Origin of the sequence: Helicobacter sp. 11S02629-2, from assembly GCF_002272875.1 — a bacterium.
Taxonomy (GTDB): domain Bacteria; phylum Campylobacterota; class Campylobacteria; order Campylobacterales; family Helicobacteraceae; genus Helicobacter_I.
Genome location: NZ_MLAN01000012.1, coordinates 20,638 through 46,596 on the forward strand (window position 1 = coordinate 20,638; position 25,959 = coordinate 46,596).

Below are 25,959 nucleotides of genomic sequence, written 5' to 3' on the forward strand. Positions count from 1 at the left end.
TATCTTTTATAAAGTCATCTTTTTATCAGTAAACATAGCTTGCATACTTACTATAGGCTTACTACAACAAGCATGGCTATCTAATCACATTACATCACATATCATCACTATAGACTTATAGAATCTACATCCTTACAGGCATAAGTAAAAATATCAATAATTATTGATAAATTATATAAAATATCAAGATTAATTCTTACTTTTAATATTAATTAAGCTAGAATCTTCTCCTAAACTTCGAATAAAAGGATATAAATGCAAACTAAGAATCTTGTATACAAACCTCTAGTGCTTGCATCTTTAATATTTTCTTTCTCTCTAGTAGCAGAAGGCAGCTCTAGTGATCATAATTTCACAAGTGATGATTCGTTTAATGTAAATACAAATTTAGGAAATATCACTACTACTAAAGATAATCAAGGCACACTATCACTAATAACTAAAGATATAAAATTTACAGATATAAGTAGAGATGAAAGATTTAAAACCATACCTCGTATAAAAAGTATAGTTTTTGATGGAGAGAGTGGTAATAAACTTCTGGGAGATAAAGAAAACTTTGATAATGATATTAGAGCATATAGCATAAGTATAGGAAATAGTAATCAAGGAACCAATGAGATAAAAGCAGGAGATATGGAAGTTGATGACTTAAGCTTTAAAGGAAGCATTACAGCCAACAAGCTTAAGGTTACTAAGCTTACTTTAGATGGAGGAATATCAAGTTTTAAAGATAGTATAGATAGTGGAAACCCGCTAGATCTAATACTTAAAAATGGTGCTAGCATAACTACTGCGGATATAAAAAATCCCGCGAAACTAACCACAGAAGGCGGGGATAGCGGTAAGATAAATAAAGTAATAGTGACAAGCACCAGCACTCTCCCTAGTTTTAGTAGTGCCAGCCTAAGCCCCTTTACCACTATAGAATCTAAAGGCGGTTTTTCTATAACATCTACGACATTTAATTTTTCTACTACAGAAAATAGTTTTAATATAGGCACAATAGAAACGGGAGAATCCTACTTAAGGTTAGCTTCTTTGCCTAAGATTGATGGAAAAAAAGATAGCCAGACAGCTGATAAAAACAACTTGAGAAAGTTTATGCAAGCCGCAGGTGTAACCAAAGATACCAAAGATACCAATGCCCTATTGTTAAAAGAGGGATTCTTGAGCGCAACCTCTCATGATAATTTACAAATCTACTACAGTAGTGCACCAGAAGATGATGGGGATTTTTTAAGTCAAACATATACTGCTAAAGATATAACAGGAAAAGATAAGGGAAAATACAAGCTAGTAGAAGAAAAGCTTAAGTCTAACTTTATCTTCGTTGACTTTTATCTTGGCAAGAAAGAAAAGACTGCAAGCGAAGGGGATAAAACCATAGACCTCCTAGCTAAATATAATGACAATGGGCTATTTGAACTTATAACAGACACCAAGCCAGATGAAGGCTCTACAAGCGATAAGCCTCAAGGTGATGATCCTAGCACAGGCACTACAGATTCTACCACGCCATCTAGTCCTCCAAGTAGTGAAGGCACAAAGCCAAGTGAAAAAGACAAAGCAACAAATAGCAGTGATAAAACAAAGCCACAAGCTACCCCAACTTCTAAAAGTGGCGTAAGTGGTAATGTCCAAAGGCTAGCTGTAAGCATAGGTAAGTTTGGTGGTAAACATAAAAGCACTACAGGAGGCACATCTCCTAGCGATAGAGTATTAAATCAATTTTTTATCATAGAAGGTGATAAAAGAGAGCAAAGAGAAGGTGCACTTAACAAGCTAGGTGACTTACTTCCTAGCGACTTAGATAACTCCTTGCAAAACTTCGCACTAGAAAACCAAAACACAACTACTAGCATAGTAGATAACATCGTGCAAGATTCTAGCCTTGCTAACTCGCTAAAAGCTTTAAGCAAGCTAAGATTTGCCAGTGCTTTGACTACTAATACCACTGATACTAAAAGTGACAAAGACGCTATAGAATATGTAGAGTATATAGAAGAGCCTAGTAGTGAAGTCTATGCACAAGCCTTTTATCAAAACATCTTTCAAGGCACTAGAACCGGCATCAAAGGCTACTCTTCTAACTCTTTTGGACTTCTAGCTGGCTATAACTATAGAGTGCTAGATCTAATAGTAGGTGGGAATCTAAGCTATGCTAACTCTATGGTAGGAAGGGAGACTAACTTTAATACCATAGCACCTAGAATCTATCTCTACTCGCTAAATGAAGGCTTTACCTACCAAGCAAGCCTAGGTTACGCCTTACACGCCATAGGAAGCGAAAGGATACAAAGCTTTTTGGGAAGCAAGGCTACTTCAAGCCATATAGCTAATGAGTTTAATGCCTCTTTTTTACTAGGCTATAAGATGAGTTTCAACCATCACAGCATAACTCCAGCCTTTAGACTTACCTACCTCTTACTATCTCAAAACCCTTATGAAGAAAATGGTAGCTTTGGACTAAAAATAGATTCTAAAACGCAACACGCCTTACTGCCTAGTCTTGGGGCTAACTATACATATACGATAAATGAAGACTTTAAGCTAATGGCTGGGGCTTTTATATTCTATGATGTTTTATCTAAGGATCCTTTGGTTAATGCCTCTTTATTAGATGGGGAGATAAGCTTTCTTGTAGCAAGCCTTGGTAATGAAAGCCTAGGAGGCAATGTCAATCTTTCTTTAAGCTACGCACTAAGCGAGGCGCAAAACTTAAGCCTTACTTACTTAGGCTCTTTTAAAAGCTCTCTAGTAGCTAGTGCTATAAGTGCCAGATATGGATTTAGATTCTAAGGGAATTTAGATTCTAGGGAGTGAATTTAGATTTTAAAAAAGTGGACTTCAAAAAAAGCAAGGATTTAGATTTTATAAAATAAGTCTAGATTCTAAGCTTAGTTAAGCCCTTGCCTATAAGCCAAAAAGCTTAAAAGCCACTTGCCAAAATACAAACTCTACAAGCTTTTTGAAATGGATTCTAAAATATCGCTAGCACCATTTTCTATAAAGTAAGCAACTATGGAATCTACAGCTTCTAAAGCCTCATCTTTTTTAAAGCTTAGCTCTTTTTGGATGATCTTACTACACTCTAAGTCACTCATGATGGCTTTAAAATGTAGTAAGCTGCTAGGCTCTTTTAAAGTCACATGCACGCCTATAGGCACTTGGCAGCCGCCATTAAGCCCTTTTATAAAGCGTCTTTCAAGACTACAACAAAGTGAAGAGTTTTCATCACTTAGACTATGCAAAAGAGAGTGTATTGCTTCATCTCTAGGTAAGCTTGGGCTTCTACACTCAATCCCAAGTGCACCCTGCCCCATAGCCGGGATAAAATCTAGCTTTGTGATATAAGGAATCTTATCTCTTAACTCTAACCTATCAATGGCAGCACTTGCTAGGATTATGGCGTCAAACTCGCCACTTTCAAGCTTTCTTAGACGCGTTTGGACATTACCCCTAAGAGAGAGGGAGTTTATATCACTTCTTAGCATTTTTAGCTGAGTAGTGCGCCTAAGAGAGGTTGTGCCTACTTTGGCATTTATAGGCAAAGCACTTATATCTTTATACTTAAAGCTTAAAAAACTATCGCTATCATCATGTCTTTTAGTAATGCTTGCTAGACTTAACCCTTGTGGAATCTCAACTGGGACATCTTTTAAAGAGTGCACAGCAAAATCTATCTCGCCACTTAAAAGTTCATTTTCTAACTCTTTGGTAAAAAGTCCCTTCCCGCCAATCTTATGAAGTGGGACATCTAGTATCTTATCGCCTTTAGTTTTTATGGCTCTTAGCTCTACTTTTATGCCTTTAGATTCTAAAAGACCTTTTATAAAGTTAGCCTGCCAAAGGGCTAGCACACTATCTCTTGTGCCAAGTTTTAATATACCTACATCACTCATAGCGCTATCCCTTTTAAAAAGCTTTCTACTTTATCTATGTCTATAAGCTCTTTAACTAGCCCCTCTCTTGTGACAAGCTCAACCTTGCCTTCACTTAAGTTTTTACCAACAACTATGGCGTAAGTAAAGCCTATAAGCTCAAAGTCACTTATCTTTACGCCATATCTTTCATTTCTGTTATCAAGTACTGTTTCTATGCCTTGCTCTTTTGCCATAGTGTAAAACTCTATGCCTTTTTGAAGTTCTTCTTCATTTTTAATATTAGAGATGATGATATCAAGCTTAAAAGGGGCTAGACTTCCCCACACACAGCCCCTATCATCAGCTTTTTGCTCTAAGATAACACTCATTAATCTAGAAACACCTATACCATAGCAGCCCATCTCTAAAGTGGCATTTTTGCCATTTTCATCTAAAAAGTTAGCATTTAATGGCTGTGAGTACTTACTGCCTAGCTTAAAGATATGACCTACTTCTATACCTTTTTTATACTCTAAAGTCCCACCGCACTTTGGACAGATATCACCTTCTTGTACTAAAACCAAGTCATCATACACCACGCCACTAAACTCACTTAAGTCTATCCCTACAAAGTGATGGTCTTTTTCATTAGCCCCAGCTACTAGATCACTTGCGTTTTCTAGCTCATTATCAAAGACTATAAAGTTTGAGTTAGTAAGGTGCTTTATAGATATAGGCCCACAAAATCCAGCAACTAAGTTATAGCTTTCTAAAAACTCTAGCTCTGCTACTTCTATGCTTAGCACTTTGGAATCTAATCTACGCAGTGCGTTTAAAGCTTTAGTTTCTTCTATATTATCAAGCCCACGCATAAAAAAGACTGCTATGTCTGAACTTCCATCACTTAGGTTTACTTTATAGATTAAAGCTTTTATGCAAAAGTAGGGATCTATCTTAAAAAACTCAGCTACAGATTCTATAGTGCTAGTATTAGGCGTGTGAAACTTGTGATAACTACTAGCATTAGGTGGCACGCTTGGGGCTTGCTTAAAAGCCCTCTTAGCTGCTTCTATATTACTTGCATAGTCACAGTCTTTACAAACTACTATAGTGTCTTCTCCAGAGTTTGCTAGTGCCATAAACTCTTTACTTCCACTACCACCTATTGCCCCACTATCAGCATCAACAAGCCTAAAATCAAGCCCAAGCCTAGTAAAAATCCTCCTATAAGCTTCTTGCATGTTTAAAAACTCACGCCCTAAGTCTTCTTTATTAGAGTGAAAACTATAGGCATCTTTCATGATAAACTCTCTCGCCCTAAGCAAACCAAAACGAGGGCGCAACTCATCTCTAAACTTAAGGTTAATCTGATAGAGGTTTAAAGGCAGCTGCTTATAACTTCTTATATAGGCTTTAGCGATATTAGTCACGCACTCTTCAAAGGTCGGTCCTAAGACATACTCTGCATTTTTCCTATCACTAAAGACTGCTAGCTCTTCTCCATAAAAGTCATATCTTCCGCTTTCTTGCCAAAGTGAAGCTGGAGTTAAAAAGCCCATACTTACTTCTAATGCCCCTGCTTTATCCATCTCTTCTTTTACTACTTGCTCTATCTTATCAAGTACTCTTTTTCCTAGTGGCAAGATGTTATAGATACCACTTCCAATTTGCTGTATAAAACAAGCCCTTAAAAGATACTGTTGGCTTAAAAGGGTGGCATCTTTTGGCGCTTCTTTAGTGGTAAAAGCAAAAATCTCATTAAAGTGCATGGTCTTTCCTTTGTCTTTGTTAGCCTTTGGCTTCTGTAGTGTCATACTCACACTTATATCTATTAAGCATAAAGCTATCAGAGTTTGCGAAAATATTGCCTATAGATTCTAATATAGAATCTGCTTGCTCGCTATTAGCAAGCTGCTTTAATCTTATAGTTGGCATGTGTAAGAACTCATTCATAACGCTAACTAGTAGTTTTTCTACATTAGGAGTTAGCTCACTTGGGATATAGCCTTTTTTGACTGCCTTGCTAAGCTTGTTATTTATACTAGCTTTTGCTTTTTCGCGCATAACTTTTATAAGTGGCTCAATATCTAGTCTTTCTACCCACTGAGAAAACTCTAAAACGCTTTGACCGACTATAGCCATGCCAGCACGTGCGTTATTTTGACGACCTAAGATATGATCTTTTGCTTTTTGACTTAGATCATCAATTGAAACTATTTCTAAGTTTGGATCAACATCACACTCTTCTATATTTCTAGGCAAAGATAAGTCATACCATATCCTTTTAGAATCTTTTTTAACTACCTTGCTTGCATTTATAAACTGCCCCCCAGCCATAGCACTAAATATCACATCATAGTCATTTACATTTTTTAGAGCGTCTTCAAAGTCTACAAATTTTATATTTCTATTAAAGTTAGCTATGAAGTCTAAGGCTTTAGACTTAGTTCTATTAGTCAAGGTTATATCAAAGTTATGGCGACTAAGATGTTTTATGCTTAAAGTCCCCATCTCACCTATGCCTAAAACTAGCACTTTACTACCGCCTAAAGAGCCATCTTTTAAAGAATCTAGGGCACTACTTACAGCTATAGAGGCTATGGAGACTGGGTTTTTAGAGATTTGAGTTGAGTTTCTAACATTAGCCGCACACCTAAAAGCAAAGTGCATAAGCCTAGTTATCTCCTTAGCACAAAAACCTCTATCATAAGCTAGTTTATAAGCACTTTTTAACTGCCCGCTTATCTGAGTTTCACCAAGTACTAAACTATCAAGGGAGCTAGCCACACAAAAAGCATGGTGTACTGCATCAAGCCTAGTAAAAAGATTAACTATAGACTTAAGCATGTTTATATCAAGATGTTTGATGTTTGCTATCTCAAGTAAGATCTCATCACAAAGCACTGAGCCTTCAGTATCAGCACATATATAAACTTCTAAACGATTACAAGTTGAAAGTACGACTACTTCTTTTATACCCTCTATGTTATAAAGCCTATTTAAAAGTAAGCTTTGTTCATCCTCATCCATACTTAAAAGTTCACGCAACTCTATGCTTGTGTTTTTGTGTGAAAAGCTAACTACACTATACATCTTTAAAAATCCCTTTCTATCATAGCCTTAACTATGGAATCTAGTTTTTGATTGCCCAATTTTAGTGCTAGGTCACTAGCTTTTTTTGCATACTCTAAAGCTAGCTTTTTAGCTTTTAATAAGCTTTCTTCTAGACTGTTTTTCAAGGCTTCTTTTTGAAGTCCATCTAGCTTTTTACCAAAAAGAGATTCTAAAAGCTTGGCGTTTTCTTTACTTTCGTGATAGAAGTATATGTAAGGAAGGGTTGTTTTTCCTTGTGCAAAGTCATTCATACTAGGTTTTCCTAAAGTTGCTTCATCTTGGGTTATGTCAAGTATATCATCGATTATCTGAAAAGCTATGCCTAGATTTAATCCATACTCATAGTAGGCTTTATGATCTAAGCCAGCTAGGAGGGCTGCACTCTCACTGCTTGCGGCTATAAGGCTAGCTGACTTTAACTCTATCATTTTTAAGTAAGTTTCTAAGTTACTATTTAAACTTTTACCTAGTTCTACATCTAGTATCTCACCTGCACTTAAAGCAGTAACACTACGGCTAACTGACTTAGCCACTTCTAAGGATAAAAAAGTTAGCTCATAAAAAGCACTAGAGTAAAGCACATCTCCTAACATGATAGAGGCTTTGTTGTCAAAAAGAGCGTTTATACTTGGTGCATTTCGTCTAAGCTTGCTTTCATCTATAACATCATCATGAAGCAAGCTAGCTGATTGTATAAGCTCTATAATCGCGCACAGTTTTAAGACTTCTTCACTTGGACTAGCTATGCTTAAAATTAGCTTTGAACGCAGCATCTTGCCTGTGCTTATTTTTTCAAACATAGATTCTATGTAGGGCACATCATGACTTTGGACTAGGTTTTTTGATATTTTATTAATCTGGTCTAAGATTTGTTGCAAGTTAGCTACCTCATTTAGTTAGTATTTTTTAATGCTAGCATCACCATAAAGCTCTAACTTTATAGTAGCTTTAGCCTTTAAGTCACTTTCTCCATCTTTTATGTCTTTAAAGTAAAGCTTTAAGTTGGGCTCATTCATGCTTGATGCTATACCGTTTGGATCTATTAGGTTTAAAGTAAAACCATTAAACTTTAAAGCCTTATAGCCATCCTTATATAAGATAAACTGATAAGGAAAGTTATCGTATTTTATTAAAACCACTAAACCCTTATTTTTATACAAAGTCCATCTTAAAGTAAAGTTTTTAGGACTTAGACTAGACTGTTTAGCAAACTTTTTAGCACTTATACTAGCCTTATAAACCTCATCTTTTTTTAAAACTAAGTTAGTGCTAAAAGTCGGCGCTAAAGTTTTAGCCTCTAAAAAAGAAGCTGGTAGCATCAAAACTAGCATCAAAACTAGCAAAGATGCTTTTTTAAAGTTCATTTATTCATTTTCACTTAGGATTTTTGAAGTAGATTCTAAAGCTATGCTTTGCTTGTTATCTTCAAGGCGTTTTTTTAGCTCAGCACTTTCATTTTTAGCCTTATAGTAAAACTCACGCAAGTCTACATTGCACTCTATCTCTTCAAACAAAAGCTCATAAAGTGCTAGCTCTTCTAAAAGCCTATCTAACTCTTTTGAAGCAAGCGTTCTAGAGGCGTTAAATATAACTTCTTTCCACTTATCTATCGGACTTCCATAAAACATATCGAGTTCATCTTCTTTGTTTTCCCACATGCTTGTCTCCTTAAGGTATTTGGTTAATGCTAGTTTACTTCATAAGTCTTAAGCGTTCGCTTACACTTAAAGCGTGTGCGTCTAATCCTTCATTTTGTGCTAATACTATACAGTCTTGTCCTACTTCTTTTAAGCCTTCTTTACTAAAAGATATAAGAGAAGTTTTCTTGTAGAAGTTTTCTACACTAAGAGGCGAGAAAAAGCGTGCACTTCCCCCAGTTGGTAAAGTGTGATTAGGCCCTGCTAAGTAGTCGCCAATAGCCTCACTTGTATGGTGTCCTAAAAATATAGCACCGGCATTTTGTATCAAAGGAAGTAAACTCATAGGGTCATTAACGCAAACTTCTAGGTGTTCAGGGGCGATTTTGTCCATTAACTCTACGCACTCTTTTAAGTCTTTTGTTACTATGATAGCCCCTCTTAAGTCTATACTTTTTGAAGCTATAGCCTTTCTAGGAAGGCTTTTTAAGATGGAATCTATCTCAGCTTGTACTTTTTTTGCTAAGTCTAAACTTGGGGTTATGAGAAAAGAGCTTGCTAACTCATCATGTTCTGCTTGAGAGAGTAAGTCAGCACTTAAGATTCTTGGGTCTGCGCTATCATCTGCGATTATCCCTATCTCACTAGGTCCAGCTATCATGTCTATATTTACATCTCCATAAACTAGCTTTTTAGCAGTAGCTACGTAAATATTACCCGGACCTGTTACTACATCTACCCTTTCTACTTTTTTATCTTTTCCACTAACTCCATAAGTCATAAGACCTATAGCACCAACTCCCCCTATCTTAAAGCCTTCTTTTATATCACACATATGCATGCTAGCAAGCAAGGTGTGGTTTAACTCACCTTTAGGCGCAGGCGTAGTTACTACTAGCTCTTTTACTCCAGCGACAATGGCAGGGATTGCATTCATTAAAAGTGAGCTAGGATAAGCAGCCTTACCCCCTGGTATATAAAGCCCAGCCCTTTTTACTGGTCTTATACTTTGACCTAGTAAGTTGCCATTAGCTTCAAAGTGGAAAAAGCCATTTTGAGTTTGCATAAAGTGAAACTTCTGTATCCTATCAAAGGCTACTTTTAATGCCACCTTAGTCTTAGAATCTAGCTTATTATAAGCTTCTTTCATGTGTGTAGGCTCTATCCTTAGCTCATCTAAGCTTTTTGGATTCCAAGAGTCATATTCACTTACTAGCTTTAAAACTACGCTTTCATCTTTTGCAGTTTTTATATCTTGTAAAGTTTTAAGCACACTAGGGATAATCTTATACATGTCCATATTAGCCCTATTAAGTATCTCTTCAAAACTAGCTTCAAAAGATGTATCTTTACTTTCTAGAATTTTTATCATCATCTATCCTTTTTTAGATCTATTAGACTTTGGGTTTATCAGATCTGCACCATATTTTAGATTGTCTCTATCAAAGTGAGTATAGATTCTACTAGTTTCTACACTTGAATGCCCCAAAGTTTCTTGCACTAAGATTAAGTCTTTACTCTTTTTATATAAAAGAGTGGCAAAACTATGACGCAGCATATGGGGGCCATTTTTTAGCTTTCTTATGCCTGCATTTATTAGTATGCTTTGAACTACTCTATAAGCATAGGTTGCATTTAGACTTTTTGTGCTACCAGTTATAAACAAGAGCTTAGACTTTTTACTATTAGGGATATTAGCCCTTAGTCCTAGCCACCTATGAAGAAGATCTCTTATATGGACTGCTTGCATGTAGACTATGCGATTTTTATTACCCTTGCCTATTATATTAAAACGGAAGTACTCTCCTTCTTCAAAGATGTCATTTATCTTAAGCCCTAGTACTTCACTTATCCTAGCCCCGCTATAGATTATTATCTTAACTAAAAGTTTATCCCTTGTGATATTTTTTGCTATCTTGTTTTGATAGTTCTCTAAAGATTCTAAAAATCTCCTTATCTCAGTATCATCTAAGTGATCAGGCAAAGCATCGTGATACTTTTTTAGTGAAGATTCTAACTTTATACGAAAGAGGTGAAACTTCCCAGCCTCTTTATCTATATAGTTGTTTTCTTCTATAAACTTAAGAAAGTTTAAAAGTACAGTTCTATAGTTTTTTTGGCTTGCTAGTTTTAAGTGGCTTGTAGTTATACTCATAAACTCACGAGCTAAATCCTCACTTATATCTTCCATAGAAGCAAGTCTTAGCTTAGTGCAGTAGTCATAAAATCGCTTCAAAGGCACCATGTAAGTTGTGATACCTAAAAGTCCGCTAAGCCTTGCTGTGCGGCATATCTCAACTATCTTTTCTATATTATTTTTACCGCCACTTTGTATATTTTGTAGTGCTTGTAAAAATAAGTCATTATCTTTAACTTTATAGCTTGCTAGACTAGTTAATTTATAGTATAAAAAACGCTCTATCCAAAAGCGGAGTGCGCGAGGAAAGTCATCACTAAAGTCTAGGGGATAGTTCATAGCTTAACCAAGATTAGGCATAAAGCTTAGTGGACTTGAAGCACTAGCATAGGCTTTTTTCTCCATCCTACCTGCTTCATAGCTAAGCCTTCCTGCACGAACAGCAAGCTTTAGTGCTTCTGCCATCTTGATAGGATCTTTAGCTAATGCAAGGGCTGAGTTAGAAAGTACGCCATCAGCGCCTAACTCCATAGCACGGCTTGCATCACTAGCACAGCCAATGCCTGCATCTACGATAACTGGCACTTTTACTGCTTCTTTTATAAAATGGATGTTATAAATGTTTTGGATTCCAAGCCCTGAGCCAATAGGTGCCGCTAGCGGCATAACTGCTGCCACTCCTGCATCTTCAAGCTTTTTAGCCATAATAGGATCATCATTTGTATAACATAGAATCTTAAAGCCATCTTTTGCTAGCACTTTTGCAGCCTCTAGTGTTTCTATAACGTCTGGATAAAGCGTTTTATGAGTATCACCTATAACTTCTAACTTTATAAAATCTAGTCCTATACCTTCTCTTACTAACCTAAAAAGATTTATAGCCTCTTTAGCCGTAGTGCAGCCTGCAGAGTTAGGTAAAAAAGTGATATTAGTCCCTCTAAAAAACTCCATTAAGTTTGGCTCATTAGTATTTAGTATATTTATACGTCTAACTGCCACTGTTATCATCTCAGCTTCACTAGCAAGGGTTGCTTGCAAAGTTGTATCAAAGTCTTTATATTTACCACTACCTACTATTAATCTTGAATTAAATTTTTTATCTGCTATTTTTAACATTTGTTTTCCTGTATTGTGTTTTTATAAGTTAATACTTTATAGCACTTATTAAATATATTGTAAAATATTTTTAAATATTTTTTTATCTTTTTAAAAGGTTCCTAAGTCATGCTTACATTTTCAGAAATCATACTCACTTTACAAAGCTTTTATGCAAAAAATGGCTGCGTCATCCTCCAGCCCTATGATATACCAGCTGGCGCAGGTACTTTTCACCCAGCGACCTTACTTAGAAGTCTTGATAAAGACCCTTGGAGTGTAGCCTATGTAGCACCCTCTCGCCGCCCAACAGATGGACGCTATGGGCAAAATCCTAACCGACTAGGAAGCTACTATCAGTTCCAAGCCTTAATCAAACCAAGCCCAGAAAATATTCAAGAAATCTATCTTGATAGCTTAAAGGCCTTAGGGCTTGATGTAGCACGTCATGATATACGTTTTGTTGAAGATAACTGGGAAAGCCCAACTTTAGGTGCTTGGGGGCTAGGCTGGGAAGTGTGGCTAGATGGCATGGAAGTGACGCAGTTTACTTACTTTCAGCAAGTTGGAGGGCTTCCTTGTGAGAGTGTAAGTGTTGAATTAACTTATGGGATAGAACGCCTTGCTATGTATATACAAGGTGTGGAATCTATCTTTGATATAAAGTGGAATGAAAAATTTACCTATGCAGATGTGCACTTGCAAAATGAGTATGAACAGTCAGTTTATAACTTTGAAGTAGCTGATACTAAGTTCTTATTTACCACTTTAGATGGCTTACACGGAGAGGCTAGAAACTGCCTTAAAAATGAGCTTTCTTTGCCAGCTTATGACTACACAGTGCTAAGTTCTCACATATTTAACGTGCTTGATGCTAGAAAAGCTATATCAATCGCCCAAAGGCAAGAGTTTATCTTGCGTATAAGAGAGCTTGCAAAAGAGTGTGCCATGCTTTATAAGGCTAAAGAGCCTGAAAGGATAGAAAGGCTAGCTGAGCTAAAGGATTTAAAAGCTTTTTAGTGCCTTTACTATAAGCTTGTGGGTTAGATTCTATTATTTTGCAGGCATATATTTTATATATTGATGCTTTACCTACAAAGCTATAGTTGCAAGTAAATGCCCTAGCTTTTTATCTATCCACGCAAACTCTTTTTGAAGCTTTGCTATGTTTGATATGCCCTGTTTTAGATGCTCGCTTGTGATGCCATGCTTTATAGATATACTTGCTTCCATGCAAGCACTCATCTTATCAGCAAAGTTTACTAAGCTCCCACAGACTGGGTTAAAACTATCTTTGTTGTAAGTAGCGATAAAAACTTCTACCTCATTAGACCCTAGGTGTTTTATAGCGCCATGGCTATTTATATATTTGTTATCAAACTCATTTTCTATATAGTATTTTAGATTCTTAGCTACAAGGTGTGGAATCTTGCTATAGACATTTTCAAGCATAAGCTTTTCTTCCATCTCTTTTAGATGCAGCCCAAGTCTTGCATCACTTTTTTTAACTGGTGAGATGATGTCCCTTGTAAGCACTTCTGGCAGGTCGTGAAAAAGACCAGCAAAGAAGTTATTAGTCCTCATCTTTTCACAAAGCCCAAGATCTAAGCTAAAAAAGTAACTTGCAGTTGCAACTACTAACATATGACCTAAAACGCTAGTAGCAGGCACTCTTGGAGTTTGACTCCAGCGTTTTTGGAATCTTAACTGTGCGAACATGTCTATTAAGTCTTTATAGTGAAGGGCGTAAAGGCTTCTAAGTGAGTTTAAAGAATCTTCATTAGCCCTTATAGACTTTGTGATGGCATCTTTTATATGCTGCACGCCATAAAGCCTAGGGTTAAAGTTATAGATGATGTCAAACTCCCACTTTGAAGCATAAAAGTGTGCTGCTAGTAAGATTTTAGATTCTATATCTTTAACATCACTGCTTAGATACTCCTTCATCTCTTCTAAAAAGTCTTTTGGAAGCTCATCTACAAAGCTTTCACAAGCAAAGTGAGCAAGCTCTTTTTTGCACTCTTTTTGCAGTTCATAAAAGATAGGCGGCTTAATGTCAGTTAAAGCTATTCTCTCAAAAAAGTTAAAAAGGAAGTACTTTATAAGCCTTTCTTTATCTATATGTTTGCCATTTTCTTCTTCAAGATTAACTAGTAAAAAAGCTATAAGCATCTTATGGGCTTGCTTATCAAGCTCTATAAACTCAACTGGGCAGGCTTGATCATTCCACCGTCTAATAGAGGCACTTACAAAAATGTGTTCTAAAAACTTTTTTCCAACCTTCATAAATGCCTCCTTAAGAAAAGCAGAAGTTTTTTAATTCATCCCCTCAGCTATGCCCATCATGATTATATAAAGCACTAAAAAGCAAATATACATTATCTTGCAACCCTTTACATACTTTGCAAAGCGCTCTTCACTAGTCCTAGCAAACTTTATCTTTTTAAGCCTTACGCCTTCACCTATGGCGTAGCATAAAAACACAAAGATCATAGCACTTATCTTAAAGTCCATTACAAAATGTCTCATAGCCAGCAAAAAGATTCCAGAAAAAAAGCTAACTGCTACTAGAAAAAACACTATGGGCATTATAAAAAAGAGTTTTGAGTTAAGTGCCTTGTAGGTTTTAAAAGTAAAAAGTACGTAGATGTACCATACATAGGGTATGAACAAAAGGCTTGCAAAGATTTGATGCAAAGTCCTTCCATCCATATAGGGGTTGATAATAGAGTGGTCCATCATGATTTCTAAAAGCCTTCCTTGTTTTTAAATAATACTTTTTAGTGAGTAAGTAGATTTTGCAAAAGGTAATATTAACTTTTTTTTATTAAGATTTTGGATTAACGCAAAACAAAGGACATGACTTACCGTAATGCTCCACGAAAAATATAAAAAAGCCATCATTTTATTAAATATGGGTGGCCCAAACAGCCCGACTGAAGTGCCTCTTTTTCTAAGAAATATGTTTAATGATCCAAATATATTATCTATCAAAAGTGAGAAAGTAAGAGGCTTTATAGGTAACTTCATAGTAAAAAAAAGAAGTGATAAATCAAGCAAGATCTATGAGGCACTAGGTGGAAGCTCTCCTATAACGCCTATAACTTTTAGCCTAGTAAAGAAGCTTCAAACTAAAGATGAAAGCAACTTTTACACTTACGCTATGAGATATACTCCACCTTATGCTGATATGGTCTTAAAAGAAATTAAAGACATGGGTATAACAGACTTAGTGCTTTTTAGCATGTACCCGCAATATAGCTTTACAACCTCTCTTTCTTCCTTCCAAGACGTACTAGAAAATCTTAAGATCTTAGACTACAAACCAAGTATAAAAGTAGTTGATAGATATTTTGATGATCCTTTATACATAGAGTGCATAGTAAAAGAGATACTAAAAAACCTAGGCAAAGATGACCCAAAAGACTTTGTTTTGATACTAAGTGCCCACTCCATACCAGTTAGTGTTGTAAAAAAAGGCGATAACTACGAAAAAGAGTGCATAGCAAGCAAAGAAGCCATAATTAAAAACTTAGAATCTAAAAACATCCACTTTAAAGACTGCATCCTCTCTTATCAGTCAAAGATAGGCCCTATAAAGTGGCTAGGACCAAATACAGACGCCACTATAAAAAAACACGCAAAATCAAAACTTATAATCTATCCATTAAGTTTTACCATAGATAATTCAGAAACAAAATACGAACTCTCCATGCAGTATCAAGACCTAGCTGATGAACTTAAAGTGCCAAGCTATAGGGTTTGTGAGTGCTTAAATGATAGTGATGATTTTGTAGAGTTAATCTCACATCTAACCAAAAAGGACTAACTTCTTATGCTTATGTTTAAACGACTTACTTTCCTGCTTCTGCTTTGCTGTGGTCTAGCCCTAGCTAATACTGATGATGGCTATACTTATGGTGAGCCTGACTTAAAAGGTATATTTAACCCAAACGCTGATATTAAAATAGATAATAAGCCTATATTTTTAGTCTTTGGACAAACAGGCTGTTACTACTGTGCCATGCTAAGGTCTGATATTAATAAAGATGATTTTTTAAAAAACTACCTTAAGGCAAACTTCTCGCCCTACTATATAAACATAAGACATGATAAAAAGCATAATGTTAGCTATCTGAAACTAAACAACATAAGCTCAAGAGACTATGCTAGACTTTACAATCTAACTGGAACCCCTATGATAGTTTTTGTAAGTGAGGAAGGAAAGACTATATTTAGAGTGTCTGGCTATCCCGGACATGATAGATTAGTAACTATGCTTAAGTTTATAAAAAGCAATAAGTGGAAGAGTGCAAGCAGTGAGCAAGAAAGGATAGTGCTTTATCAAAGTTTTGAAAAGTCTCTAAAAGAAAAAAAATAGTATTTAAGAAAAATTAGCCAAAACTCGAAACTTACGTCTTAAACTAACGCCCATAAACCCCAAAGAAAGAAAGGAAGTGTTATGAAAAAATATATTCTCTATGGCTCTAGCATATTAATCGCTGGTGTACTAATAGCCTGTGGTGGGGACGATGACGTCTCTGTATCTACTGGCTCTAGCCTAAGCTCTTCTCAAGTAGCACAGCTTCAAAATATAGATGAAAAAAGCTATGCAGGACTAACACACGTTTTCAAACCAACTTCAGATATAAAAACTGATAACAAACCTACCGTTTTAATCTTTGGGCAAAATAACTGCTACTACTGCGATAAGCTAAAACAAGACCTAAAAGAAGATAAGCCTATACAAGACTATATGGAAAAAGACTTTAGTGCCTACTACATCAATATAAGCTATACAAAACAGCATGATGTAGAGTTTTTAAACAACAAAAAAATAGACACGTTAAATCTTGCTAGGATGTATAACGTCGCAGGAACTCCTTCTATCATCTTTGCTTCAAAGACTGGTGCTACTGTGCTTAGGGTGCCAGGCTACGTGGCACAAGATGTTTTTATAAATGCATTAAATTTCACAAAAGATGAAAGTCTTTGGGAAAAAGCTAGTAGTCCAAATGACAGAATGAAGCTTTTTGCAACTTACAACGCCCAACATCCTAACCCTAAGGTCGCTATACAATGAAGGTAATAAAACTAATCATTAAAAATCTCTTTGCATCAATTGGGCTAAGCATAGCCTTGATGATAATCTATGCAGCAGCCATAGGTATAGCGACATTTATAGAAAAGTACTATGGAACTGTAGTGGCAAATGATGTCATTTATAAAGCGTGGTGGTTTGATGTATTAAACATCTGGCTTGGCTTAAACATTATAGGATGTATGATATTAAGCATAATTTATAGAAAGAAGTTTAAGTGGGCTATACAGATACTTCACTTTGGCTTTATCCTAGCAATAATTGGCGCTGGGATCACACGCTTTTGGGGCTTTGAAGGGACTATGAGCATACAAAATGGCGAAACTAGCCACTATGCAACTTCAGCTGATCACTACTTAAACTTAACTATGAGTAATGAAGTAGATGCCTCAAACTTTAATGTACACAATATCAGTGCAGATTCTATTATTTCTAAAGACTCTTTTCAGACTTCACTAGGCTTTAACCTTAGCCCTTATACTAGAAGCTCGATTAATGACTCTTTAGAGGTCTATGGCAAAAAACTAACTATTAAATCAATTGATGTAATAAACATCTCAAAAGAAAAGAAAGAAAACCTCTATGTTGCTAGGCTTAAAGTCACTTATGATGGCGTAAGTCAAAATATCAATGTAGTAAATAATGATAATAAAGCCTTTGTCATGCTAGGTGATAGAATCTTAATCCTTACTTGGGGTCCTAAAAAAGTAGCACTTCCTTTTGCCATCAAGCTAGAGAAATTCCATCTTGATATGTATCCGGGCTCTACTATGCACAGTGCCTACTCATCTGATGTTTTAGTAATCGATAAGGAATTAAAAGAACCTATGAAATTTAAAATCTACATGAACCACGTTCTTGACTACAGAGGATATAGATTCTTCCAAAGTTCTTATACAAGTAAAGATGTAGAAAGAAGTGATGGAAGCTTTACTACTATTAACACAGGTACTGTTCTTTCAGTTAATAAAGATCCCGGCAAGATTCCAACCTATGTGTCTTATGCTTTTATGATAGTAGGTGCGATACTGCTACTTTTTGTAAGAGATGGACGTTTTAGAAAGCTTTCACGTTTTGTTAAGTCTCAGAGGGCTTTAGCAGTATTAGTTGTAGTTGGTGCTACACTTGGCATGCCTCACCTTTTAAAGGCTAATGAAGCAAATAGCACAAGTAGTGTTCAAAAGATAGATATGCACGGTAAAGATAGTGCACTTGGATCTTTAGGCATAAGCTCAACTCCTATAGATACAGCTAAAGTTAGTGCAGAAGAATCTAAAAATGCAAAAGCAGAAGCCAAAGAAGCACCTAAAGAAGATTCTAAGATTGCTACTTCACAAGCCATGGAAGAAGCACATAAGAGTATAGAAGAATCTAAAGGCGTGCTAAATGATAGATATGCAGTACTAGAGCAAGCCTTTGCTAAAGATGACCCAGCTAGCATAAAAGCTAGGGTTGATTCCTTAAAGACTATCAAGTCAAAGTATTTAGATGAGTTTAAACGCTTGCAGATGCAAGATACTGATGGTCGTATAAAGCTAGTTGATACCTTTGCTACTGACTTGATGAGAAAGATAGTAGGAAGTGACTCTTATAAAGGCATAAACTCGACTGAGTTTTTACTAGGGCTTATGACACTTTCAAGCGATATGGCTAAGGTTAGATTTATAAAAGTTAGTGACAAACACTTAAGAGAGTTTTTAGGTGTAACTAAAGGCAAGTATGTCGCTTTAAGTGATGCTTTTGATATGAAAAAGATAGAACAAGGCGATAGCTCTACAGATTCTTATAAACTTTATAATCTCTTCCAAGACGCCATGAGAAAGCCTCAAGGCAAGCAAAATGAGTTTGATAAAGCAGTCATAAAGCTTAATGAACAACTAGGCTATGTATATCCGGGCAATATATGGAGCTATCTAAAAATCTTCCCTAATAAAAATGATAACTGGCTAGCCTTAGATGACTTAATAGTTAAAAAGCTAAATCCCGGTGCTTTCCAACTAAGCATAGAAGATGAAGCTAAGCTAAAAGAGATATCTCCTCAAACTGCCATTATCATTAATGCTATTGGAATCTTCTTTAGGGCTGAGATACAAATGGCTATGCTTGAACATGACTATAGCAATATGGATAAGCTTTTTGAGATACTAAGCAACTATCAAGATCAAAATGGTGGCCCACTTTTCTTAGATAAAGGACACGTAAACGCAGAACTTATCTTAAATAAAGTAGATATCTTCCCTGCCATAGAGTATGCTTACTTAATCCTTGGTATCATCCTTTTCATCTTTTCACTAGTTGCTATAATAAGAGATAAAAGGGTTAATAAGTACCTTGGCGGGACTATCTGGGTGTTTATGCTTATAACTTTGATAATCCACACCATAGCACTAATCCTAAGGTGGTATATCTCAGGGCACGCCCCATGGACAAATGGCTATGAATCCATGCTTTATATAGCTTGGGCAGCAGGTATAGCAGGTATCATCATACTTCGCAAGTCCTATCTAGCCTTGTGTAGTGCTACTTTCCTAGCAGGTATAGCCTTGCTTGTAGCCCACTGGGGCTTTATGGATCCACAAATCGGGAATCTTGTGCCAGTTCTTAAGTCCTACTGGCTAAACATCCACGTCTCTATCATAGTAGCTAGCTATGGCTTCTTTGGACTAAGTGCAGTCTTAGGTATCATAGTTTTACTACTCTTTATAGCAAGAGGCAAGACAAGACCACATATAGATAACGCCATAACTTCACTAACTGCCGTTAATGAGATGAGCTTAATGCTAGGTCTTTTCTTGCTAGTCATAGGAAACTTCTTAGGTGGTGTTTGGGCTAATGAATCTTGGGGTAGATACTGGGGCTGGGATAGCAAGGAGACTTGGGCACTAGTATCTATTGGTGTGTATGCAGTTATACTTCACGTAAGATTCTTAAAAATCAAGTACTTCCCTTACGTGCTTAACCTCCTAGCTATAGTTGGCTTTTATAGTGTCATCATGACTTACTTTGGAGTTAACTACTACCTAGCTGGTATGCACTCTTATGCAAGTGGCGAAAGTGCACCTATACCGCCTGCTTCTTATGTGATAAGTATCATATTACTAATCATCATAATAATAGCTGGCTTCAAAGCCAAACTTAAAATGCCTAAGTTTTAAGTAGTAAGCTTTCAAACTTAAACTAGCTAGTTTTAAACTTTTAAAACTAGCTAGAACTTAAACTTCTTCTTTCTTAATCCCTATAAGTCTTTTTAAATATCATTAGTCTTTGGCTACTACATGTAACAATTTTTTTACATATAGTTATTTGCAAATAAATAAGTATTAATAAAGATAGTTTTCTAGGTAAAAGGTATTCTCACCCATTTCGTGCTGATAAAAATTAGATTCCATAAAATCAAAAAAAGTTTTTTAAATACCTAGTTTCCACGACTTATTTTTATAAGTCTAGTAGTAAGCAAGTTTTGCAGTGACTAAGTAATGATATTTAATAAGAAATATGATTGTATAAAAGGCTATATCACTTGTAAGAGATGCACAAAGCGCTAAGATAAATCACGCATTTACAAGAGAGGCAAAACAAGTAAGGCTTAAAAAGCTTTAATAGTTAAGCTTAAAATCATCTACTGTTAACGTACTACCCGGTGCGCCTATAAAGTCATCGCCTTCATAAGAAGAAGAAAACACAACTATGATGTGGGTTGGATTCATAGTGGATATATCCCCCCAACTAGCAAGAGGCTGCTTATCTGATGGATCAAGACTTCTTTCATTAACCGTTTCAGGACCATACTTTAAGATACGCTTTTCATAGTCTTGCAAGCCTGCTGGGGCACTGCCATGTGCATAAACTAAAGGGACAGTTTGCTCCTTCCAAGTGTTTTGAGTAGCACTACTTCTAAACCATCCTATAGCTAACCTTTTTACACTCCCACCACTTCTATTTTCCAAGATGACATAAGCATCCATAGCATCCACCATGCCATCCATCTTACTATCCCTTCCATTTTCCACAACTGGGGCTGGCTGATACTTATACTTAAAAGAAAAAGACTTTGGCTTGCTAGTAAATGGCACGCCAAAGATAGGGCGGATCTGATTATCATGTAGTAAAAATCTAGAATCTGGGTCTATATAAAACACACCAGTAAACAAGCTTCCAGCAGCTATGCCTTTTTTAGCAAATACACCAAGTCCTACTTCATGTGTAGTAAGCCTTGCTGCAAAGCCTCCATTTTCACCTTGCACCTTATCAGTTGGCATAGCACCCCTTATGGCGTGCCTTCCTACGCCTTTTACATAGCCTGCATTACCAGTAGACCACGTGTTTTTAGAGCTTGCACTATCACCTATATCATCATAGTAATTATCATCATTTTTAACCGCATACCAATGCTCAAAGTCGCTATTAGGAAGCTGTACCCCTTTTATTATGCTCCCATGTTCATGTATATGTGGACTAGTCTGAGCTAAGGCCTCACTAGCAACTATACTCATAAGACTAAGCAGTCCAATTGATATATATTTCATTAACGTCCTTTATAACACAGGATGCAAAGTGATAATAATGCCATTAAATCCAAAAACTAGCCAAATAGTAAAATAACAAGGGACATGATAATTAAAAATTGCCATTTAAGCGTACAAAACTTAGTATTTTTATAAACCTTTTACCCTCTCTTTGATCTCTTTTAGCTGGTCTTTTAGATTTACACCATGACACTGTATATATACTTCACGTGGAAAATCCCTATACTTAAAGTTGTTTAACTGCAAAGAGATATTTTCACTTTTACCTACTTTTAAGTCCATATTAAAGCGATCTTTAAATACAGCTAGTGGCCTAAAAAAATCTAAAACTTTACCTTTATAAGCTCCAAACTTAGTACTACTTGACCTTAATATATGCACACCAACTTCACAGTAGCTAATATCTGCCATGCCCACATTAGTGACATTGGCATCTAAATAGTAAGTATTTACATATCTTAAAACTGTATCTTTTGATATGCTAGTTTCTATCTTGTAAAGTCTTTCTTGCATAAAGTAGCGCATGGCAAAGGGGATTAAAAGTATGATAACTATGCCTAATATAAAAGAAAGGATAGAAAGTGTCTTGTACTTAAAAACTAACAAAGCTAGAAGCACAAAGCATGCACCTATGCTAAATATGATGATATAAACTACTATCTCTAGTAGGCTAAGTGTCATTAAAAAGATTTCTATACTGTGAAAGATTTGCATTTGCTTTTTTACTTATTTATCTTAATTATGATTTACGCTGTCTTTTTTCTTCTAGTCCACTTAAGCCCATCCTAGCACTTAACTCTTGGTCTATCTTATCTAAGTGGATATCTTTATAAGCTAGCCCAACAAGTATATGATAAAACAAGTCAGCACACTCATGTACCACTTCTTTTTCATCACTATCTTTTAAAGCTAGGGCAAACTCACCTGCTTCTTCTATCACCTTTTTAGCTATGGCATTTGGTGCTTTTGCATAAAGACTTGCTGTATAAGATAGCTTAGGGTCTGCACTCTTTTTGGAAACAAGCTCATAGTAAAGCTTTAAAAGCACTGGATACTTAGTCTCACTAAACTCACTTTTAGATTCCTTATTAGAATCTAACGAAGTAAAAAAGCAGCTTCTTGCACCTGTGTGACAAGCACTTCCAACTTGTAGTACTTTTATCAAGATAGTATCACTATCACAATCTAGCCACATCTCTTTTACATGCTGTAAATTACCACTACTTTCACCCTTCTTCCATATACGATCTTTTGATCTTGAAAAGTAGTGGGCGACTTTAGAGCTTTGAGTAAGCTTTAAGGCTTCTTCGTTCATATAAGCAAGCATCAAAACTTCACTATTTTCATAGTCTTGAACTACGCAAGGCACTAGTGGATGCTTCTTCCAATCTATCTGCATGTATATCCTTTCTAAGCTTTATGGCTTTATCTAGTTTTTAACACTACAGGATGTGTTTTTAAAGCTCTAAAGTTAAAAACTCCCTGAAAGACAACCACAGTATATGTGAAATCTAGCATCTTTCCTCTACTCTTTATAGAGACTGGAAAAGAGGCATTAGCAAAAATGTGAGATTTTCTAAGATTTATAGCCATGTCGGTTATATAGTTTATATTTGGACTAGTGCCACTTATCTCATAAGTAGTTTCTTTTACATTGTTTTTAGGGTCTATCTTGAAGCCAACTTGAGTTACATTAAGATTTACAAAAAATGGATTTAACGCCTTTTTTATATCCCTTGCTTGGACGTTTCTGTGAAAGTCTTTTAGGGCTTGGGCATTTTGAGACTTAATTAGCTCTATCTTTGCATGTAAGTCTTTTTCTATCTGACTTACTTGTGCAAGACTTACTTTAGCAGAGTCATTCATAAAAGCTTGACCCTTATACTTAGCAATGGCTGGGACTATGATATCTATACATATGTAGGCACAAATTATTATAAAAACAGCACTCCATAAGATGTGACGGAAGATTGATTCTGGGTCTATGTTGTTAAAAAAAGACTTCATAACCCCTGCCCTACTTATCTTCTATACGATTTTGAAAATTCGCATTATTTCTTAACGTGCTTACTGATTCAAAGTTATACCAACCACTGCCAAGCTCTACAAAGCTAGACTTACTGTTATCAAATATACTTTTTAGCTGAGTTTGAAGTGAGTTTAAAAAAAGCTCTTTACTTGGAGTTATGCCTTTTATAAAAACCTCCCCTCCTGATATCTTGATCTCAGAAATCCTTATCTGACTTGGAATCAGATTTAAGATTCCAAGAAAAGCCTTAGTTAGCTTTGCGTCTTTTAAGTCTATATCTTTTATAAACTGGCCTTCATAGGCTAGTCTATCTTCAGCGTGTTGAAGTTTTGATATATTAGATAAGGTTTGTGCATCTGCATGCCTTATGCGCTCATAGTCTTTTTGCAATGCTAAAGTTTGTATACCTAGTACGAACTTAAATGCAAAAAGTATGACTATGGCTACTATGATGTAAGGAATCCAGATTTTCGTTGCTAGCTTTAAGACACTTTTGCTCTTTGCTTTTGTAAAACTATAAGTCATTTATCACTTTCCTCCTAGCTCTAACTCAGCTAGCTTAATCATCTCTTTGTTAACATCTAAAAGCTCACTTCTTATATCTAAAAGTAAGCCCTGCTTTATATGCATAAGCGACTGTACGGGCATATTATAAGACGCAAACACAACTACCTCATATAAAAATTCAGCTTCATAAAGCTTATTATGATAAAAGTCTTCTATAGCATCTTGCAACTTTAAAGTAACACTACTTATATGACCTAGATCTTGGATGATGTCTAAAGATATGGCATTGCTTGCATCAGTAGTCTTGCCATCATCTTTAAAATCAAAGTCTATAGAATCTAAATCGTCCAAATCTGTATCTAAGTCTTCTAGCTCTCCTAAATCTTCTAAGTCCAAACTGCTAGTGCTTAGCTCTTTATCTAAGGTCTTATTGACATTAGAATCTATAGGCTTAGTAGGAGGCAAAGGAACTTCTTCTTCGTGTAAGTCAAAGATAGCGCCATATCTTATACCTTTAGTGCTAGCTACCATTAGACACATGCTCTCTTTTTCTAGCAAAACAAAGAGTCTTAAGTTGGTATCAAAAAGCTCTTTTGCCCTAATATAAAGCACAAAATAAGCAGAAAATATATAATCTATCCCCAAAGACTTGCTGAATATACTTTCAAACTTTGCTATCTCAACCTTAGAAAGACAGATGTTGCTATTCATAACTTTTAACATTCTATAGTCTCTAACAGACACGCCATAGCTTTCAAATCTAGCCTTGTCGTTTGTCGGTAATAATATGTCATCATTAGTCTTACTCATGATGCATAAATAGCTAAAAAGATACTTATTTTGAAGCTTCCTTATGTACTTTACAACATCCATTGAGATCTGATAGTTAACTATCTTAAAAACCTTAGTTTCCTCGCTTAAGATGCCTCCAGATTTCTTAATAGTAACACTAACGTTGCATGAGTTTGCATTAAAGTTTACACATATATATACAGTTGAGTATATATTGGGGAATAATCGATGAAACGCCATGCTAACAAGACTCAAAGTAGCAACCTTTTATGAATTAAAAATTAGATTATAGCAAAGCTAAAAGCAAGGCTTAAAGGTTATTAATAGCTAGTAAACACTTTAGTATACGCTAGCAGATTTATTATACTTTTGCTTTACTTTTTTGCAAAATATTTATGCGTAATATTAGTTTTGTTATATTTTTTATTTTATAGCTTATATGCTTACTGCCTAATATAGCCCTATACTTTTCATCTACTTTTATATGTACTTCTTCAAGCCCTAAATAGAATCTCTTTTGTCTAAATTTATATAAAGTCTATCATATATCAAGACTTCATTACCACAAAAGACTATGTCATATGTTTTAGAGAGAACAAAGTAAAATGCTCTTTTGTAATTGCAGTGTTAATAATAGTCTTAATACATCCAACGCCATAGACTTTAGCCCCCTAGCAACAAACATAGCGATAATGGAAATAGATTCCATAAATCTATAGAATCCATATATTTATAAACCTATATATTTATAGAATCCACCCCCTATAGGAAGAGAATCTAAACTTAGATTTTCTTCCAAAAAAAAGCTTAGTATTGAAATAATTAGCCCATAAGAAGAGAATCTCTTTTTACTATTTATTCTTGCTATTTATCCTTACACTTCTTCTTTTAGATATTCTTTTTACTATCTCTCCTTACACTTCTTCTTTTAGATATTCTTTTATATCCTCTTCCTATTAGCATCATTCATTATCTCATCTGCTATATGAGTTACAGAGTTAGAAATCTTAGAAGCATCATCTGCTATGTTTACATTACCTTGAGTAGATTGCTCTAGTAAAGATATAGCATCATTTATCTGAGTTATACCATTAGCTTGTTCTTTTATAGATTCAGCCATGTCATTAATTGATTGAACTAAGATATTAGTATTAG

Annotated in this window: 23 protein-coding genes and 1 pseudogene; 6 read left to right on the forward strand and 18 right to left on the reverse strand. The window is 35.6% G+C overall.

Going from position 1 to position 25,959, the window contains the following annotated elements:
- The first annotated feature begins 255 nt into the window (after positions 1-255).
- Complete coding sequence (locus BKH40_RS07130; protein WP_095278193.1) at positions 256-2,802, forward strand: autotransporter outer membrane beta-barrel domain-containing protein; 2,547 nt, start codon at positions 256-258, stop codon at positions 2,800-2,802.
- Between the two features lie 158 nt (positions 2,803-2,960).
- Here the strand turns inward: BKH40_RS07130 and hemC are convergent, their stop codons facing one another.
- The 9 genes from hemC to BKH40_RS07175 are packed head-to-tail and all read right to left on the reverse strand — an operon-like array spanning position 2,961 to position 11,870.
- Positions 2,961-3,905 carry a hydroxymethylbilane synthase gene (hemC, locus tag BKH40_RS07135; RefSeq protein ID WP_095278195.1) on the reverse strand — a complete coding sequence of 315 codons (945 nt, stop codon included), beginning with the start codon at positions 3,903-3,905 and terminating at the stop codon, positions 2,961-2,963.
- Positions 3,902-5,635 carry a proline--tRNA ligase gene (locus tag BKH40_RS07140; RefSeq protein ID WP_095278197.1) on the reverse strand — a complete coding sequence of 578 codons (1,734 nt, stop codon included), beginning with the start codon at positions 5,633-5,635 and terminating at the stop codon, positions 3,902-3,904. The genes hemC and BKH40_RS07140 overlap by 4 nt, the downstream gene beginning before the upstream one ends.
- Positions 5,636-5,654: 19 nt before the next feature.
- Complete coding sequence (gene hemA, locus BKH40_RS07145; RefSeq protein WP_095278198.1) at positions 5,655-6,959, reverse strand: glutamyl-tRNA reductase; 1,305 nt, start codon at positions 6,957-6,959, stop codon at positions 5,655-5,657.
- Positions 6,960-6,961: 2 nt separating this feature from the next.
- Entirely contained in the window at positions 6,962-7,858 is an 897-nt protein-coding gene (locus BKH40_RS07150; protein WP_257842539.1) for a polyprenyl synthetase family protein, read from the reverse strand.
- 18 nt (positions 7,859-7,876) lie between these two features.
- Positions 7,877-8,344 carry a hypothetical protein gene (locus tag BKH40_RS07155; protein WP_095278200.1) on the reverse strand — a complete coding sequence of 156 codons (468 nt, stop codon included), beginning with the start codon at positions 8,342-8,344 and terminating at the stop codon, positions 7,877-7,879.
- On the reverse strand, positions 8,345-8,638 hold the full coding sequence (locus BKH40_RS07160) for a DUF2018 family protein (protein WP_095278202.1): 294 nt from the start codon (positions 8,636-8,638) through the stop codon (positions 8,345-8,347). It lies immediately after the preceding gene.
- A 34-nt stretch (positions 8,639-8,672) separates the two neighbouring features.
- Positions 8,673-9,989 (reverse strand): histidinol dehydrogenase, encoded by a 1,317-nt coding sequence (gene hisD, locus BKH40_RS07165; protein ID WP_095278203.1) that lies wholly within the window; start codon positions 9,987-9,989, stop codon positions 8,673-8,675.
- 3 nt (positions 9,990-9,992) lie between these two features.
- Complete coding sequence (locus BKH40_RS07170; protein ID WP_095278205.1) at positions 9,993-11,093, reverse strand: tyrosine-type recombinase/integrase; 1,101 nt, start codon at positions 11,091-11,093, stop codon at positions 9,993-9,995.
- A gap of 3 nt (positions 11,094-11,096) precedes the next feature.
- Entirely contained in the window at positions 11,097-11,870 is a 774-nt protein-coding gene (locus BKH40_RS07175) for a thiazole synthase (protein WP_095278207.1), read from the reverse strand.
- 108 nt (positions 11,871-11,978) lie between these two features.
- On the opposite strand from BKH40_RS07175, the gene glyQ reads away from it, so the two are divergent.
- Positions 11,979-12,869 carry a glycine--tRNA ligase subunit alpha gene (gene glyQ, locus BKH40_RS07180; protein ID WP_095278209.1) on the forward strand — a complete coding sequence of 297 codons (891 nt, stop codon included), beginning with the start codon at positions 11,979-11,981 and terminating at the stop codon, positions 12,867-12,869.
- A 72-nt stretch (positions 12,870-12,941) separates the two neighbouring features.
- Here glyQ and BKH40_RS07185 read toward each other — a convergent pair whose 3' ends face one another.
- Positions 12,942-14,135 (reverse strand): HD domain-containing protein, encoded by a 1,194-nt coding sequence (locus BKH40_RS07185; RefSeq protein ID WP_095278211.1) that lies wholly within the window; start codon positions 14,133-14,135, stop codon positions 12,942-12,944.
- Between the two features lie 30 nt (positions 14,136-14,165).
- Entirely contained in the window at positions 14,166-14,591 is a 426-nt protein-coding gene (locus BKH40_RS07190; protein WP_095278212.1) for a hypothetical protein, read from the reverse strand.
- Between the two features lie 130 nt (positions 14,592-14,721).
- Here BKH40_RS07190 and hemH point away from each other — a divergent pair, with 130 nt between their 5' ends.
- The 4 genes from hemH to ccsA all read left to right on the forward strand — a co-directional run bounded on the left by hemH (position 14,722) and on the right by ccsA (position 20,105).
- Positions 14,722-15,678 (forward strand): ferrochelatase, encoded by a 957-nt coding sequence (hemH, locus tag BKH40_RS07195; RefSeq protein WP_095278214.1) that lies wholly within the window; start codon positions 14,722-14,724, stop codon positions 15,676-15,678.
- A 6-nt stretch (positions 15,679-15,684) separates the two neighbouring features.
- Positions 15,685-16,230 carry a thioredoxin fold domain-containing protein gene (locus BKH40_RS07200; RefSeq protein WP_095278216.1) on the forward strand — a complete coding sequence of 182 codons (546 nt, stop codon included), beginning with the start codon at positions 15,685-15,687 and terminating at the stop codon, positions 16,228-16,230.
- A gap of 81 nt (positions 16,231-16,311) precedes the next feature.
- Positions 16,312-16,932, forward strand: coding sequence for a thioredoxin fold domain-containing protein (locus BKH40_RS07205; protein WP_095278218.1), 621 nt, complete (start codon positions 16,312-16,314; stop codon positions 16,930-16,932).
- On the forward strand, positions 16,929-20,105 hold the full coding sequence (ccsA, locus tag BKH40_RS07210; RefSeq protein ID WP_095278219.1) for a cytochrome c biogenesis protein CcsA: 3,177 nt from the start codon (positions 16,929-16,931) through the stop codon (positions 20,103-20,105). Before BKH40_RS07205 ends, ccsA begins: the two co-directional genes overlap by 4 nt.
- A gap of 441 nt (positions 20,106-20,546) precedes the next feature.
- Here ccsA and BKH40_RS07215 read toward each other — a convergent pair whose 3' ends face one another.
- From BKH40_RS07215 to BKH40_RS08765, 7 genes and pseudogenes are all read right to left on the reverse strand, one after another.
- On the reverse strand, positions 20,547-21,476 hold the full coding sequence (locus tag BKH40_RS07215; protein WP_095278221.1) for a PCMD domain-containing protein: 930 nt from the start codon (positions 21,474-21,476) through the stop codon (positions 20,547-20,549).
- A gap of 129 nt (positions 21,477-21,605) precedes the next feature.
- Positions 21,606-22,190, reverse strand: coding sequence for a DUF2393 family protein (locus BKH40_RS07220; RefSeq protein WP_095278222.1), 585 nt, complete (start codon positions 22,188-22,190; stop codon positions 21,606-21,608).
- A gap of 25 nt (positions 22,191-22,215) precedes the next feature.
- Positions 22,216-22,875: a bifunctional phosphoribosyl-AMP cyclohydrolase/phosphoribosyl-ATP diphosphatase HisIE gene (gene hisIE / locus BKH40_RS07225; RefSeq protein WP_095278224.1), complete on the reverse strand. Its 660-nt coding sequence runs from the start codon at positions 22,873-22,875 to the stop codon at positions 22,216-22,218.
- Positions 22,876-22,901: 26 nt separating this feature from the next.
- Positions 22,902-23,483 carry a hypothetical protein gene (locus tag BKH40_RS07230; protein WP_095278226.1) on the reverse strand — a complete coding sequence of 194 codons (582 nt, stop codon included), beginning with the start codon at positions 23,481-23,483 and terminating at the stop codon, positions 22,902-22,904.
- A gap of 10 nt (positions 23,484-23,493) precedes the next feature.
- A complete protein-coding gene (locus tag BKH40_RS07235) occupies positions 23,494-24,030 on the reverse strand; it encodes a hypothetical protein (RefSeq protein ID WP_095278228.1) in 537 nt (178 codons plus the stop codon).
- A 3-nt stretch (positions 24,031-24,033) separates the two neighbouring features.
- Positions 24,034-25,059 carry a hypothetical protein gene (locus tag BKH40_RS07240; protein ID WP_143428468.1) on the reverse strand — a complete coding sequence of 342 codons (1,026 nt, stop codon included), beginning with the start codon at positions 25,057-25,059 and terminating at the stop codon, positions 24,034-24,036.
- A 685-nt stretch (positions 25,060-25,744) separates the two neighbouring features.
- Positions 25,745-25,959, reverse strand: a pseudogene (locus BKH40_RS08765) (methyl-accepting chemotaxis protein); the annotation flags it as partial.